The sequence below is a fragment of the Merdimmobilis hominis genome, from assembly GCF_900104615.1.
Classification (GTDB): domain Bacteria; phylum Bacillota; class Clostridia; order Oscillospirales; family Ruminococcaceae; genus Merdimmobilis; species Merdimmobilis hominis.
Genome location: NZ_LT629939.1, coordinates 1,561,705 through 1,577,252, shown reverse-complemented (window position 1 = coordinate 1,577,252; position 15,548 = coordinate 1,561,705). Strand labels below are relative to the sequence as shown.

13 protein-coding genes, 1 tRNA gene and 1 pseudogene are annotated in these 15,548 nt (G+C 54.7%); 2 read left to right on the top strand and 13 right to left on the bottom strand.

Going from position 1 to position 15,548, the window contains the following annotated elements; all coding sequences use genetic code 11:
* Positions 1 to 26 precede the first annotated feature (26 nt).
* Both BQ5353_RS07695 and BQ5353_RS07690 read right to left on the bottom strand, forming a co-directional pair.
* Positions 27 to 1,142 (bottom strand): potassium transporter TrkG, encoded by a 1,116-nt coding sequence (locus BQ5353_RS07695; protein WP_071427642.1) that lies wholly within the window; start codon positions 1,140 to 1,142, stop codon positions 27 to 29.
* Positions 1,143 to 1,194: 52 nt separating this feature from the next.
* The gene (locus BQ5353_RS07690) at positions 1,195 to 2,052 is read right to left on the bottom strand and encodes a pyridoxamine kinase (RefSeq protein ID WP_054331409.1); all 858 of its coding nucleotides are present in this window, start codon (positions 2,050 to 2,052) and stop codon (positions 1,195 to 1,197) included.
* A 467-nt stretch (positions 2,053 to 2,519) separates the two neighbouring features.
* Here BQ5353_RS07690 and BQ5353_RS07685 point away from each other — a divergent pair, with 467 nt between their 5' ends.
* A complete protein-coding gene (locus BQ5353_RS07685) occupies positions 2,520 to 2,702 on the top strand; it encodes a hypothetical protein (protein WP_054331408.1) in 183 nt (60 codons plus the stop codon).
* Between the two features lie 49 nt (positions 2,703 to 2,751).
* Here BQ5353_RS07685 and BQ5353_RS07680 read toward each other — a convergent pair whose 3' ends face one another.
* Both BQ5353_RS07680 and BQ5353_RS07675 read right to left on the bottom strand, forming a co-directional pair.
* A complete protein-coding gene (locus BQ5353_RS07680) occupies positions 2,752 to 4,125 on the bottom strand; it encodes a TrkH family potassium uptake protein (protein ID WP_054331407.1) in 1,374 nt (457 codons plus the stop codon).
* A 91-nt stretch (positions 4,126 to 4,216) separates the two neighbouring features.
* A complete protein-coding gene (locus BQ5353_RS07675; protein ID WP_071427640.1) occupies positions 4,217 to 4,657 on the bottom strand; it encodes a bis(5'-nucleosyl)-tetraphosphatase in 441 nt (146 codons plus the stop codon).
* 621 nt (positions 4,658 to 5,278) lie between these two features.
* On the opposite strand from BQ5353_RS07675, the gene BQ5353_RS07665 reads away from it, so the two are divergent.
* Positions 5,279 to 5,355 (top strand) — tRNA-Arg (locus tag BQ5353_RS07665).
* Between the two features lie 328 nt (positions 5,356 to 5,683).
* Here the strand turns inward: BQ5353_RS07665 and BQ5353_RS13520 are convergent.
* The 9 genes and pseudogenes from BQ5353_RS13520 to BQ5353_RS07630 form a co-directional block, all read right to left on the bottom strand.
* Positions 5,684 to 6,025 carry a hypothetical protein gene (locus tag BQ5353_RS13520; protein ID WP_456152282.1) on the bottom strand — a complete coding sequence of 114 codons (342 nt, stop codon included), beginning with the start codon at positions 6,023 to 6,025 and terminating at the stop codon, positions 5,684 to 5,686.
* Positions 5,985 to 6,086 carry a hypothetical protein gene (locus BQ5353_RS13515; RefSeq protein ID WP_455429831.1) on the bottom strand — a complete coding sequence of 34 codons (102 nt, stop codon included), beginning with the start codon at positions 6,084 to 6,086 and terminating at the stop codon, positions 5,985 to 5,987. The genes BQ5353_RS13520 and BQ5353_RS13515 overlap by 41 nt, the downstream gene beginning before the upstream one ends.
* Before the next feature lie 211 nt (positions 6,087 to 6,297).
* Positions 6,298 to 6,429: pseudogene (locus BQ5353_RS07655) on the bottom strand (helix-turn-helix transcriptional regulator); the annotation flags it as partial.
* 28 nt (positions 6,430 to 6,457) lie between these two features.
* Positions 6,458 to 6,598 carry a hypothetical protein gene (locus BQ5353_RS13200; RefSeq protein ID WP_162838189.1) on the bottom strand — a complete coding sequence of 47 codons (141 nt, stop codon included), beginning with the start codon at positions 6,596 to 6,598 and terminating at the stop codon, positions 6,458 to 6,460.
* Positions 6,599 to 7,477, bottom strand: a complete 879-nt coding sequence (locus tag BQ5353_RS07650) for a DUF4261 domain-containing protein (protein WP_054331404.1) — start codon at positions 7,475 to 7,477, stop codon at positions 6,599 to 6,601.
* A gap of 12 nt (positions 7,478 to 7,489) precedes the next feature.
* Positions 7,490 to 8,269, bottom strand: a complete 780-nt coding sequence (locus BQ5353_RS07645) for a hypothetical protein (RefSeq protein ID WP_054331403.1) — start codon at positions 8,267 to 8,269, stop codon at positions 7,490 to 7,492.
* A 75-nt stretch (positions 8,270 to 8,344) separates the two neighbouring features.
* Entirely contained in the window at positions 8,345 to 9,148 is an 804-nt protein-coding gene (locus BQ5353_RS07640; protein WP_054331402.1) for a CbrC family protein, read from the bottom strand.
* 73 nt (positions 9,149 to 9,221) lie between these two features.
* Positions 9,222 to 9,992 carry a hypothetical protein gene (locus BQ5353_RS07635; RefSeq protein ID WP_054331401.1) on the bottom strand — a complete coding sequence of 257 codons (771 nt, stop codon included), beginning with the start codon at positions 9,990 to 9,992 and terminating at the stop codon, positions 9,222 to 9,224.
* Positions 9,993 to 10,037: 45 nt separating this feature from the next.
* Positions 10,038 to 15,548, bottom strand: a 5,511-nt coding sequence (locus BQ5353_RS07630) for a suppressor of fused domain protein (protein ID WP_143117263.1), incomplete at its 5' end; no start/stop codon positions are given.

Sequence of the window (15,548 nt, the reverse complement as noted above, 5' to 3'; positions counted from 1 at the left end):
GGGGGGATACATACATGGGGGGTTCCCTATCCCACCATGATCCGCCCTTCGGGGATGACCTCTTTTTTGTTGGAAGCGGGCTTCGCGGCAAAGGAGAGGACAAAAGAGACCGGGCCCACACGCCCTAAGAACATGAGCAGGATGAGCACGATTTTGGAGGGGATGTTGGCCATGCCGGTCACCCCGCAGGAGATGCCCACGGTGGCGAAAGCGGAGCAGGCCTCAAAAAAGCTTTGGGAGCCGGTGATGGAGTGGCTCTCCCCCATAGTCCCCACCATGACCCCGGCGGCCGTAGCCACCGCCATGATGGCGATGAGGATGATGGTCAGGGATTTATACACCGTCTCCTTGTTGATCCGGCGCTTGAGGATGATGGTGTCATCCCGGCCCCGGGCCACCGAGACAATGGTCATCATCAGTACGGCCAAGGTGGTGACCTTGATACCTCCGGCGGTGGAGCCGGGAGCGGCGCCTACCAGCATGATGAGGCCGGATAAAATCTCGGTGATCGGTCGGAAACTGTCGGTGGGCACACTGTTGAATCCGGCGGTGCGCAGGGTCACCGACTGGAATAGAGCGCCGGTGAATTTCTCGTACCAAGAGAGGCCGCCCATGGTGGCCGGGTTGTTCCATTCAAAGACGGCAAAGACCAAGAACCCCGCCCCGATGAGTATACCAGTGACAATAAGAACCACACGGGTGTGCAGCGAAAGTTTTTTGGTGCGGAAATAAGCAAACAGCTCCTGCCAGACATAGAAGCCCAGGCCGCCGGCGATGATGAGGGCCATGATCACCCCGGTGACCATCAGGTTGCCGTTGTAGTTGCATAAGGAGATGTATGGGGTCTGCCGGCCCAGGATATCAAACCCGGCATTGCAGAAGGCCGAGACGGAGAGGAACACCGAGATCCACACCCCTTCCAGCCCGTATTGGGGGACAAAGGTGATACACAAAANCCCGCCCCGGACGCCGCCCAGCAGGAGGCCAGACAGCAGACAGAAGATGTTGCCGAAGTGAATCATGGTTTTGCCGATGGCTGTGGGGATGTAAATTTTAAAGTTGGTTGCCACAAACACCACGGCGGCCATCAACCCGATGGCGGCGATGTCATAGGCGGTGATTTTCTGCTTGGTCTTGTTCATAAAAACACCCTCTATCTCGTAGTAGCGGAGAGATAGGAAGGACAGGCTGCCGTTACAGGATTTGGTAGTTCTTCAGCACTTCCCGCTGGGTCAGCCAAGGCAGGGAGCGCTCCAGCATCACCCCTTGGCGGGTCTCGGTCCCGTAGCTGAAGGTGGTTTTGATGGAGATTTCCGCAAACCGGGTGGCCCGATCCATAGAGATGGGCAGGCTGTCCCCCGTGAGCAGCGAACCGATTAGGGCGCTGGCGTACAAATCCCCTGTCCCAGGGTAAGAGACCGGCACATAGTCACAGGTCACCCGCCAAAAGGCGTTTTGGTCCCGGTCGTAGCCCACGTTGGCGATCTCTCCGGTGGCCAGGGAAAGGCCGGTGATCACCACATTTTTGGGCCCCAGCTCCGACAGGCGGACCAGCATACTCTTGGCTTTGGCCCGGGTGACAGGCTCGTGGCTGTACTCCTCCCCCAGCAAAATGCAGGCTTCGGTGTAGTTGGGGGTGATCAAATCCGCCACCGACACCAGTTCGCCCATGCGGGTCTGCAGTTCCTTGGTATAGGTTTTATAGGGCTTTCCGTGATCCCCCATCACCGGGTCCACCACAATCAGTGCCTTGGGGTAGCTGCGGAAAAACTCCAGACAATGGTCCACCTGTTCCTCCGACCCCAAAAAGCCGCTGTAAATGCACTCGAAGTCAATGCCCAGCTCCTGGTAGTTTTCCAGGGCGCGGGGAATGTAGTCCGTCAGATCCCGGAACACCACATCCCCAAAGCCAAAATGGCAGGAGAGCATGGCGGTGGGAACGGGGCAAACCTGCACCCCCATGGCGGAAAGCACTGGGAGAATCACCGTCAACGAACACCGGCCCACGCCGGAAAGATCATGAATGGCCGCAACGCGCAATGGTCTATCCATATAATATCCTCCGCTTTTCATCTATCAGTATACAGTCCGTCCGGGGGCTCCGCAACGCGGAAGGAAAGGCGGTTTGTCCCCCCGCCTTTTGTGCAAAACCCCTTGTTTTTTAGAATAACACAAACTCATTCTTATTGCAAAACACAAGATTTTTTGAATTTTGGGATAAGGCGCTAAATCATTATTGCAATATAGCTAATTTTTCTCTATTTCAAATCGCCAAATCCTGTGGCATTCGTAGAATCGTTGGGATAGTCCAATTTGTTTTTGAAACTTGGAAGCCTTGTCAAATCTTCTCGGGTGTTTTCGGCGGCGGCTGGGAAAGGATAAAAAAGCATGGGACAAAGAAGCGCCGGCACTGGAAATGGAGAAAAAACGTTGGGTTTTCCAAATTTCCAGCATATCGCACCAGCCAGCGCCGCCTCGTCCCAAGCGATTTTTGTTTTGGAAGAGAGGGGAACCACCTTATGAACAAACCTGTTTCCGCCACCATCGCCGGCATCGCTGCCTGTGCCGCCGTGGGCACCGCCGCCTATATGGCCACTGCAAAATCCAGCAAAGCCCAGCGCCGCGCCCTGAAAAAGAATGCGGGCAAAGCCCTGCGCACTGTGGGCAATGTCATTGACAACATGTCTTCGATGATCGGCTAACAGAGCCCATCCCCCCAAGCCCTGGGGGGATACATACATGGGGGGTTCCCTATCCCACCATGATCCGCCCTTCGGGGATGACCTCTTTTTTGTTGGAAGCGGGCTTCGCGGCAAAGGAGAGGACAAAAGAGACCGGGCCCACACGCCCTAAGAACATGAGCAGGATGAGCACGATTTTGGAGGGGATGTTGGCCATGCCGGTCACCCCGCAGGAGATGCCCACGGTGGCGAAAGCGGAGCAGGCCTCAAAAAAGCTTTGGGAGCCGGTGATGGAGTGGCTCTCCCCCATAGTCCCCACCATGACCCCGGCGGCCGTAGCCACCGCCATGATGGCGATGAGGATGATGGTCAGGGATTTATACACCGTCTCCTTGTTGATCCGGCGCTTGAGGATGATGGTGTCATCCCGGCCCCGGGCCACCGAGACAATGGTCATCATCAGTACGGCCAAGGTGGTGACCTTGATACCTCCGGCGGTGGAGCCGGGAGCGGCGCCTACCAGCATGATGAGGCCGGATAAAATCTCGGTGATCGGTCGGAAACTGTCGGTGGGCACACTGTTGAATCCGGCGGTGCGCAGGGTCACCGACTGGAATAGAGCGCCGGTGAATTTCTCGTACCAAGAGAGGCCGCCCATGGTGGCCGGGTTGTTCCATTCAAAGACGGCAAAGACCAAGAACCCCGCCCCGATGAGTATACCAGTGACAATAAGAACCACACGGGTGTGCAGCGAAAGTTTTTTGGTGCGGAAATAAGCAAACAGCTCCTGCCAGACATAGAAGCCCAGGCCGCCGGCGATGATGAGGGCCATGATCACCCCGGTGACCATCAGGTTGCCGTTGTAGTTGCATAAGGAGATGTATGGGGTCTGCCGGCCCAGGATATCAAACCCGGCATTGCAGAAGGCCGAGACGGAGAGGAACACCGAGATCCACACCCCTTCCAGCCCGTATTGGGGGACAAAGGTGATACACAAAAGAAGGGCCCCCAACAGCTCGAAAGCCATGGAAGTTTTTACCACCATCCGCACCATATTCCCCGCGGTTTCCAGCCCGCTGGAGTTGACCGACTCCTGGGCCAGCTGCATGCTGCGCAGGCCCATCTTCCGGCCGATGGCCATGCTGATAAAAGAGGTCAGGGTCACCAGCCCCAAGCCACCCACCTGGATGAGGGATAGAATGACCACCTGCCCAAAATAGGACCAGTGGGTAAAGGTGTCAAACACAATCAAGCCAGTAACACAGGTGGCGCTGGTGGCGGTGAACAACGCATCCAAAAAGCCGGTAAACTCCCTGCTTTTGGAGGAGAACGGCAGCATCAGAAGCACCGATCCCACCAGGATTACCAGCACAAAGCTGATCATAATGGTCCGGGCCGGGAACGCAAAGAGCCGGGATCGTTTCTTGTCAAAATTCTGCATCATCTTTTGTCTTCCTTTATACAATCTTAAGGATGGGGAGAAACAGCAATCTCCCGCGGGGTGGGCGGGAGATTCCTTGGCAAGGTCTTCTGTTTTAATTCTTAGTCAGATAGCGCTTGGCATGGCCGATCAGGTTCTTGTCGTTTTTAAAAGTGACCGAACGGTGGGCATCTTCCAGCTTGACCCAGCAGATCTCGCTGACTTCTTCCTCTTGCTTAACCACTTTATCGTCTAAGGCATGGCCCAGAAAATAAACCACCTGCTTTTTGACGTTGGGTTTGGGGTAGTATTCCACACATTGGCGGAATCCCTCCTGTAAATCGATGGTGAGGCCAGTTTCCTCCTTGACCTCCCGCAGGGCGGTTTCACACTCTGTCTCCCCCGATTCCACATGGCCTTTCGGGAAAGACCAATGCCCCCCAAACCGATGCTTCAGCAGCAAAAGTTCCACGGCGTTTTGCCTGACACGGTAAACCAAAGCACCGCACGATTTCTCCTGCTTCACCTTGTAATCACCTCGTTCTAGCGTTAGCATTGCCGCCCCTTCCCCCCGCTATGCGGCGGCCCGGGGCGTTTTCTTAAGTTCCAATCAAAACGGGCGCAGCGCTGGGGAACCGCTTGGAAAGTTTCCCAGCTGGGGCGTGGCGGCAATCCGCATCCCCAGGAAAGAAAAATTCCATCTTGCGGCCGGTGCGGGGCAAAAAACACCTTCCCGCGGCTGCTCTGTGGTCATTATACCATTCTTTTTTGGATTCGAAAAGGGGGAAGCGGAACATTTCCGCCCTTCTTGGCTTTTTGGTTGACAACCCCCTCTTGTTCGGTGTAAACTAAAGTCCAGCAGGGGAGTGCCCACCCAAAGTCCCCACCCCTATTTTGGGATGTTGTTTGAAAGGCCTAGAAAAACAGCCCAGGCAATTTCTTGTGGCAGCTCTTCTCTTGATCCGTTTTTATAGGGTTCCGCAGCTCAGCCGGATAAAGCGACCTCCTCCTAAGGTTATGCTCTACCAGCCGCCTTACGATGAAAAGTGATCGTTACCAATTTTAATTGAATAGATGTCTCTGTAGCTCAGCAGGATAGAGCGTTCGCCTCCTAAGGTTGTGCTCAGCCAATCAACTGGAAGCCAAAAGTGATAGTTACCAATTCAATTTCATATAAGTCTCTGTAGCTCAGCAGGATAGAGCGTTCGCCTCCTAAGCGAAAGGCCGTGGGTTCGAATCCCGCCAGGGACGCCAGCAAACACGCCGAAAACCTTTGATTTATCAGGGTTTTCGGCTTTTCTTATTCCTGCTGCTTTCTTGGCTTTTTTTGCAAAAAACCTTGGTTTGCTAACGAGATTTGGCCTTTTGCTAAGAAAGGCGGTAAGTCAGAGGTTCGAATTTTTCCAAAAGAGCTTGCAAACATTTGTTAGCAGAAATCAGAGGGATTTGCAAACAAAATCGTGAATTTGCTAACATCGCTCAAAAATGCCTTTAGAACCTTGCTAACAAAAAAAGTGTTTGGTCACTGTGCTATGTGGTTCAAAAGAAGAAAACCCCTCATAAACTGAGAGGCTTTCTTTGCTTATATTGCGTTGACGAGTTGCTTTAGGAGAGCAGCTGTCTCTGGATTTTGGAGCAATTTCAGAATCGTTGCAGCATCATTATTCAGGTTCTCAGCTGGTTTCTCATCTGCTGTCGCCGTAGTGGAAGCTGTTGGGGGAGCCGGTGCTTTTAAGGAGTAAAATGCTTCCTCAAGTCGTTGCGCATTTATGCACCGATCCTCGTCGATGATGTGAGAATAGACATCCGCGACCATTTTTACCTGAGCATGGCCTAAGTCACCCTGGACTGATTTCATATCGTCGCCATTGAGTTTCAGCTTGTTAGGTGATGCTGGAGTGGCGGAGAGAATGGAACACAACATGAGGCAGTCCGTTTTCTTTGATAAGTTTATTGAAAGCACGGTTAATCACCTGGCTTACCATCGGACGGCCATTGCTGGAGCAAAAGACCAAGTTATTGTCGATGTATTCATCTCCAAACAGATCCATCAGCTCATCAATTTCTTTTTTCTCTCTACCAGCATATAGGCAACTGTTTTCGGCAGGTACACGCGGCGAATACTGGTTTTGGTTTTAGGTTCTTTCAGGGCCAGAGCGGTATGGGTACTGGCGATACGAAGTGCGCGTTGTCATACCTCTCAACAGGGACATCTTTTCCATTCAGATGGGCAATGATGTCAGATACTGTGGAGGGATGGTTTTCATCGGTCCGCTCATAGAGAAACCGGAGCAATTCCAGTATCCTCATATTTGTTGAATTCTGCATACTTCACCTCTTCGATTTTTGAAATGGTCTATTTTGTGTGGTGTCCAGCCCCAAAGATCAGAAGCAGGGCAACAGCACAGAGAAGCAGGCCAATCCAATTTCGGTCCACGATCAGCTTGATTACCGCCAAAAGCAGCAGTCCGCCAACCAGGAGCACAACGCCGTTCATTCAGCGTCCTCCCGAGGCGTACTTGCCCATGTGGATGTCCAGCACCCCTCTGGGCGGCTGGATCAGGGCGTCCTCATACTGGCACTTCCACTGAATCTCCCGGCACATCTGGCCATCCGCCACGCCGTCTATGGTTTCACCATCTTGAATGGGATTATCATGCTCTAGAATATAGGACGCAACATTATAGGCGTGGTTTACCACCCAGTTTGGGTCCATGTCGTGGAAGTGGTACTGGAGGTCGGGCAGGAACAGGGTGCTCATGCCCACCGTGTCGATGAGCATATCCTCCGTGCCCTCAATGTTGAAGAATCGGACATTGACGCCAAAGCGGATGAACCGATCCGGGCCCTCAATCTGATGGGAGCGCACATCCTCTGCCAGAAACAGCTTGCCGCAGTTCTGGAAATAGAACGCCTCACAGGTAGGATACAGCTCCGCCAGAGCCTCCAAAAAGTCGGCATCCAGGTTTGCACGCTCCAGCGCCGGAAGCGCCGCTGCCAGCATATCGGTGGCTACCACCTGATATTTGCACTCCCGGAAGATTCGCTCCCGGTCCTTCTGGCAGTCCCACATCTGGCTCATCAGGAAGGCATCAAAGCCTTTGCCCTTGAACTTGTCGCATTTCATCACCATCAGCTGTACCGGGAATTTTCCATCCTTGAACTCTGCAATATGCTCCTGTGCGGCAAAGCCAGCCATTTTCTTATCATAACAGAAGCACTCTGCTGATCCGATGTGCTTCTCCATTACGGCAGTCATTTTTTCTTTGTCTGGCATTTCTACCGGCTCTTTGAACAGCATCTGAATGAGATAGGGGCCTCCGGGCTGGGGGCCTTTTTTGTCGTCCAGGTTTTGCTGGAAAACTTGATTGCTCATTTGGTTTCCTCCTTAATAATCCAGCAGGATGGGCACCTGCTGCTCCTCCGCAAACCGCATGGCCCGCCAGAACATGGAGAAGGCAAACTTGGCAAGGGATTGAGTGTCATACTGGGTGTGTTCCGGGATGTCTGCCTTGCTGTACTGTCCATCTGAGTCTACGGTTCCGTCTACCGGGTATCCCTCGGTGTCTGCCCAGCCAAGGATAGTGTCCTCATCGGCCTGCCATGCCAGCTGGTTCAGCTTTTCCAGCTCCTTCCGCAGACCTCCCAAGGTGGCGATCATCGTCTGATCATCGGTGGGCAGAGGTGCCTGAAAGAAGAAGGCATCCGCCAGAGGCAGCCACCAAGTTGCCCCACGGAACAGGGACCACACCCGCTCCTCGTCCGATGCAAGACGGGCGACCAGAGGATGCTCCCCGAAGATCCAGTCCTTCTCTACGGTGGGAGGCACCGGCTCGCCGTATGTATGGCAGGCGGCTACCAGCAGCATAGCGCCGAAGGCATCCCAATCCGGCTTGTCGGTGTAATAAGGTTTCTCATTATCTTCAAGCCAGGGAGCGTAGGGGGGCTGGCCCGGCTGAGAAATGGCGCTCAAGATCTGATCCCGCCAGTTCTCCACTGCCGCCTGGACCTCAGCCGGGGACAGTTCCTCCTCGTTGTCGGCGGGTTCTCCATCCGGGGTGATGCGGTTGAAGGAATATCCGTTTTCCACCGCCCACTGCTGAACAACAGTCTTCCAGTTGTGAGAATAGTACCGGGTCAATGTTCCGGCGTAGATATCAAGTCCCATAGTATTGCCTCCTTTTCAATCAAAATCCATCCAGACCAGGTGCTTTCCGCAGTGGAGGCACCGGAACAGATAGCATTACAGATGCCCGCCATTGACAGATTCCCGGATCATTTCCTTCTGTTCCTCGTCCCACACGGGATCGTCCAGCACCTCCTCCAGCACACCCAGTGCCCTCAGTTCTCTGGCACCCACATAGCCCAAAAAGGCACAGTAGTCGCCGCAGTGGGCACGCCAGTATTCCTGCTGCCAGCCACAGTAGCCAGGAGTGCGGTGGATGAGCTCGTCCAGCTTTTCAGGATCGTCTACGCCATCGTCCACAGAGAAATCGTCTTGAAAACTGCCGTCATATTTCCGGGCCGCCTCACCGCTGGCGATGCACTCTGGGCACAGATATGCAATATCCTCCACGGAAAAGAACGGATTTGTATAGAAAATATGGGTCATCTTGCCGCAGCAGTCGCAGACAACACCCTCTTTGGACTCCTCAAAGGCGCCGGTTTCCAGCGGGTTCGGGTGATACCGGAAGGCGGGCAGGCCCAGCTGGGCCTGCCGCTCCCTCTCTTTCTGCTTTTCATCTGGTGTTTTGGGCTTGGGGATGGCGTAATGATTGCCCCAGTTCTCCGCGTAGTCCTTCAATGTGCCCAGCCGCTTGAGAGTCTTTTTATTGGAGCGATCTCCGATTTGGCAAAGCAGCTCGTAGGCGTCCTTTTTGAAGTCCAGGAGGTCATACACATCCACCAGCACTTCCTTGGCCTGCCGGTCCTCGCTCTGCTCCAGTTCCTCCTTAAAGGCATAGAGGGCACGGACACTGTCCGGACCTTCATTGGTCGCAACAAACTGTTTTTTCAGTTGGATATATCTTTTCAAATATTCGTTCATTTGTGTATCCTCCCATTCGTCTCATTGGAAGTACCGGACCATGGACTGCTCCTGGGAAACACAAGTCCGCTCGTCAAGTCTGTGGGGAGGGTTCCGCACGGTCCAGAGGAGTCTCATTACATACACTTACTTTGAACGGTTTGTTCTCCAGATCAAAATAGATCGTGATGCTTCTGCTGTACTGATCCAGATCATTTTCGATGGTATATTCTGTGGAAATCCCAAACTCTGGATGATCGCTGTATGTGTTGGGAGCATGAGTCCAACCATCACTGGAAGGATATCTCTCGATCAAATAATCCTGGGTTACATGGTTCAGTTCCTGATTATCCAATTTGATGCTGGTGTGTTTCTCATCATAAAAAACCACCATGGAATCTACCACACCATCTTCGATTTTTTGAGATGGCGTATCCGACCCTGCGGACACCTGGTTTGTAATGGTCACCTCTAACAACACCCCGTCTTTTTCCAGGAGCCGGATGATGGACCCACCCGGCAGAATCTCCTGCCCATCTTTGGATAGGGACCAATCTGCCCGCGTTTCGTAATACTCTTCACCCACAAACGGCTCCAGGAAATAGGGTGTCTGCCCGCTGATTTTCCACCCATCCTCGGTTAACTGCTTCAAAGAAACTGGGATCGGATAATAGACATCGTTCACTGTGATCCCCAATTCCATATTTTCCGGCATGGCTTCATTCTCCTGTTCATCTGGCGTTTGCGTGATGCTCCCTGTTTTCTCCTCTGAAGCAACAGGGGTTTGGGCCGTGCTGCCCTCCCGCCCGCAGGCAGTCAGCAGTACCAGGAAACAGCACATCATCAGTATCCGCAAGTTTTTCATAGCGTTCCTCCTATCGTTGCTATTCCGTCATTCCGATACCGCCCATCAATCCCACCAGAAGTACCAGACAGTGGACTGCCACAGAACATCTGCTAAATTGCCCACCGTCGGGTCATCTTGCTCCTGATCCACAATGTCTGGGCAGAACCCATACTGCTCCGCGGCCAATTCCATGGCCTTCTCCTTGGAAACGGGGGCCGGGAGCAGGAACTCCAGCTCGTCATGGGTCATAGCGGCAGGGACCGCTCCATGCTGTTCAAACCAGTATTTCGCCACCGCCATCAGCTCCAGTGTGTCGGGGCACTCATTCCAGTTGCCAAAGGGCAGGTAGGCAAAAATCTCCCAGGGGTTCTTTATCGGGATCTTGGCCAGAATCAATGGGTGTGTCATGTGGCTATCCGAATCCCAATAGCTTGAGAAACGGCAGTTATCGTAGCCGCCCTCCATCTCGCCCAAGACTTCCTCATCCCAGTCCATATCGTCATCCTCGGCCTCCGCTCTACGCTGGCCGGTCAATTCCTCCAAAACCGCCTTTCCGTCCTTGACGGGAGCGGAGAGCATCTTCTTCCGATACTCCGTTACCGTTTTGAGGTCAAATTCGTAGAAGTCTGCATCATTCTCCGGGTCGGCGTTCATTACCAGACACTCCAACAGCGTTTCATCATCCGCTTGGATGAGCACGGGAATAAAGCCCTCCCGCACCCCCAGCCGCTGGGCGTAGCTGTATGCTGACATGATGGGGTCATCATCTGCCATGGATGGGAAATAGGTACACTCGCAGTCCAGATACTCCATGATGGTCTGAGCTACATCGGAAGGCTCCAGAGTGTCCTCATCGAAGTCCTGCCCCTGCCAGTTGGTGAAGCGTTCTTCGATCACCTCTGCCATGGCCTGGTAGTAGTCCTCATCAAAGGGGATGAACAGGTACGCTTCGTCCTGGAACTCATCGGAGTGATACCGTTCAGGGCCAAAATATTTCAGGGCATAGTCGTCGATGTCGGCAGGATAATAGGGCGCATCATTTTCCCCATAGTAATAATGGGCAAACGCCCTGCCTTTCTGGCCAAACATAGCGGTGGACAGCTGACCTTCCAACTCCAACTGGAGAAAGGCGCGCAGGTCCACGCTGGATGGATCGTCTTTGACCTGCTGCACCAGACCGCCGTATTCTTCCAGGAAATCCTCCCCCATCAGGTCATGTTCCATGCACCAGCGCAGGTAAATGGCCAAGTGGTTATAGGCGGTGATCTCATCCACTGGCAGTTCTTTTTCCTGAATGGATTCCAGGTGCCAATCAGCATCGTCCATTTCCACCAGATAGTCGTCCTCATCATCCTCACCAGCAATGGTGCCTCTGGTGATAGCATCCTGGCGGGTGGGGTTCACGGTGAAGCTGATACCCGCCATCTTGTCCAGCAGAGCGTCTGCATCATGCTCCATTTTATACTCCAACTCGTCCCGGTAGAGGGGAATCACCTGATAGAAGTTGACCTCCTCGCCGCCCGGCAGGACGCAGAACTCGCTGCCATCCTCCGTACCTTGGGGGCCAGTCAGAATAACGGCACACAACTTTGTGTTCTCCGCAAAGGGTTCCTCATTATCCATGGTGTGACCGAAGCCCAGCCAGGTATCGCTGGCAATGGGAAGGCGGGCCAGGGTTTTCAGCAGGCGAATGGGCCAGTACCACCGCTCATCCTGCATAGATTCCTTGTCCAGCTTCCAGCTTTTCGGCAGGGCGATGGCAAGCTCCGCCCGCTCCAGCTTGTATTCCGCCAGCTCCTGGGGCACATTCATCCGGTGGGCTCCCATGCCCATGGTGACCAGGGTGTAGTAGTCCCGCTCCTCAGAGGGCGGCACCACGCAGATGTCCACATGGATGTCGGGGGAAACGATCTCGTGGAACACATTCTCGAACTTGCCGAAATGCCGCTCGATGTGCCCCTCAATGGCCTCCATCTCCTCCTCAGTGTAGACCTCAGGAACGCCAGGTTCCTCATCCTGGGATGTTCCACCGTCCGGGTCGTCCTCACTGTCATCATCCAGGTCACCATCCAGCGGTTCCCAGCTGATTTTCAGTGTCATTTGCTCCTCCGGCAGAGAGACACCGGGGCTGCGGGTGATGGTGTGCTTATCGTCTGCCGCAAAGCCGATGGTTTCCCCATCGTGGAGTTCCACATCGCTTTCTAGCACATAGGAGGCAAGGCTGGAAAGGAAGTCCCGCAGGCCGCCCGGCTCGGCATCGGCGTTCAGCACCTCCATCTCATCCTTGCCGAACACATCCATGCCGTAAGTATAGGCGTTCATACCGCCCTCGCTCCGGTACAGGCCAAACCAGATCCAGTTGAAGATGGGCAGTTCACCTTCCTGCATCATATCGGCAAAGCCCTCATAGAACCGGGGCTCAAACACCACGCCGCTGGTGTAGACGCCGGTGGCGTATTTCTGGCGGCAGCAGGCGGCCACCATCTTGGTGAACAGTTTTCCCTTTTCCAGCAGATCTTCCTCTTTGCCCATAACTGCCACCATGATGTGGGCGCAGTGCTCCTTGGCGGCTTTCACGGCATCCTCCCACATATAGTTGTTTTCTGCGTTCAACTCAGCTTCCCCATTGGGGATGGGATAGGTCATCAGACTGACGGCGGCGATCATATCGCCTACTTCAAAGACTACTGTGTCGTCGCTCTTGTCCTCATCTTCCTCCACGGAGATGTCCCATTTTTCCTTCATGTCCCGGATAAACTGATCCTTGTCCCATTTCCCTTTGGACAGCAGGATAAATCCCACGAAGGCGCCCTTGTGGCCGGACTGGGTTTCTTCCCCGTCATCCGCGTCGAAATCTTCAGCATCTTCATCCAGGTCATAGACGGATTCATGCTCCAGCCCCCGGATGAACTCCTCAAAGCTGTCCGCCAGATGGGTGATCCTGTAGTCGTTCTCCTGATCCACATGGACCACCGCAGGTTCCCCCTGGGGGCCGCAGGCCCGGTAGTCCAGGAAAATCATATCGTGTCCGGCGCTGGGACAGTCGCAGATGGCCACGCCGATGGCAGGATACTCCCACTCGTCGATCATAAACTGGCTGCCTAAGTTTCCGCAGAGGGAGTAGCTCTTTTCCCGCCCGATGCCCAAAATGCCGGTGATGGCCACGTGGTCCTCCGCCCAGCTGGTGGGCTCATCGCAGGGGTAGCAGGTATTCACCGGGATGCCGCCGTTATGCTGCTTCATCAGCCAGATATAGGAGGCGGGCAGCTTGTAGCCCAGCTCCTCCTCCACACTGGCGATCAGCTCATCGGAAGGCGGCTCACTGACATATTCTTTTCGTGCATACCAATTGTCATCCCAGAAGTTGGTGAGGTCGAAGCCCTCGAAGGGGGTGTCACCAGGCACGAATTCGGCCTTCTTTTTCCGGCTGCGCTGGCGTTTGCGGATCTCTGCCTTGCACTCCCGGATCACCGCTGGGGCATTTTCGTCTTCTGGGTCCAGCTCCGCCCACCGCTGAGCATAGGGGATGGCCTTTTCCTCCTGCCCATAGAGATACTGATAGGCATACGCCATCCGCATATTCCACTGCGCCTTGTCCCGTCCCTCCTCCCGGACGGACTCCAAGACCTCAATAGCCCGCAGGAGGGCTTTGTCCCCCTTGTAGTTGGGGGTGCCTTCGTCGTGATCCCCGATAATGGCATAGTTTTCCAGCGCCCTGGCCAGCGCATAGGCAAAGCGGTAATCCCGCCAATCCTCCGGGACGGCGTTCAAAGCCTGAATACAGCGGGTGTATTCATCTTCGTCATTCCACTGCTCCAGCTGCTGGTAGAATGCCTCGGCATTCTCTGGGGTGTAGGGGATATAGTCCATGCCCGTCAGCGTCTCGTGCAGCTCGTTGGCCTGCTCCTCGTCATCTGGCTCATCCTCGGGCGGCGTTTTCAGGTTCACTGTGCCCGCCTCACGGCGGAAGGTGTGGAAGCTGGCCCAGGGGATGTCCGCCGCCCCCTCAAAGAACTCCTTGGCCATCTGGAGTGCCGTCCGGATGTCCCAGGCGATGAAGTCCACATAGCCGCAGTAGAGGCCGGTGGCTCCGCCAGTGAGGGTGAGCACCTCCGGTCCGTCCCCGGCGGTGAGCGCTTCCTCCAGCTTGTCCCGGAAGTCGAAGACCTTCTGGGTTCCTTCCTCTTCCCGCAGGGTATCCAGAGGATAGCAGAAGAAGCCCGCCACTGCGCCGTCGGCATGGAGATCGTCCATAAAGTCGTTGTCGGCATTCAGATAGCCGTTAATGAGGGGTACACAGTTGGTGGAGCCAGCGATCACATCCAGCCGCCAGTCGGCGTCCGGATCCTGGTTGGGTTTCATTTCGTAGCCAAGGTAGCTCTCTAGATAGGCTTCCGGGTCGGTGGAGAGGTCCAGTCCCATTTCGCGCAGCTTGTCGGGGAGCTGGGACATGAGGATAGACGGCTCTGCCTGGGGTTCTTCCAACACATCAAAGCTGTCTATGTATCTCATGTGGGGGATCTCGCCCAGCACCTGATCGGTGAGGGTGGTGAGCATCCACCAGACACGGCCTTCCGCCTCCCGGAGCATGGGCAGCAGCTTTTCGCAGTAGGCAGAGATGGCAAAGCGGTTTTCACCCTGCTCCTCCAGCCAGATCTGCACATCCTCCCCGGAGATGTCCCAGCCATCCTCGGTACGCAGGCCGATGTTTTGAATCGGTTGACGGCCCACCAGGATGTTCCAGTACTCCAGCACCTCCTTGGGGGCGTGCTTCTGGAAGTAAATCAGCTCAAACAGTTTGACCTTGTCCCCCTCCGGGGTGAGGATCAACTCATGCTTCTCGCCACCCACGCCCATCTCGAAGGAGATTTCGTCAAACGCCTGGTTCAAAGCCCCTTCCATTTGGGCTACGAGTTCGGCGCCGCGGGTGTGGTCCTTGTCCTCGTCCATCATCTGGCGCAATTCTGCTTCCATCTCGGCAAAGGTTTCCCACCAGTTCTCTGTCCGTTCCCGGAAGCACTCTGAAAACTGCGGCAGAGAAATATTCTTCTTGCACCAGTCGATCAGTTCCTCAATGTCCTGTCGGGTGTTGAACTTCGGATCATCACCTGGATGCAGTTCCAGAGCTTTTTCAAAATACCGCAGAGCACGGCCCTCCTGATCCAGATAAAAATAGGCATACCCCATGCGGAAATTCCAGGAATAAGTGTCTTCAAGTTCCTCCTCGTGGGGCTGCATCAGTTCCAGTGCCCGGTGAAGCAGCTTTCTTCCCTCCGGCTCTCCGGGGACTGCCAGATTGTTGTAGGCCCGGGCCAGTTCCATATCAATTTCCGAGGTACGCTCCTCGGCAGGGATTGCCTCCAGCGCGTCAACGATCTTCTGGTGCTCGTCGTTCTCATGCCACTTCTGGCACTGTTTCAAAATGTCCATATCAGGGTCCTCCTCGTCCTCATCCGATTTCCAGTCTTTGATCTGCTGGAACACGCCGTTCTCATCCCGCTCAAAGGCGCAGGGGGCGGGGGTGTTCAGCAGAGGGATGATGTCGGGATCGTCGTTGCAGATTGTGTTCAGCTT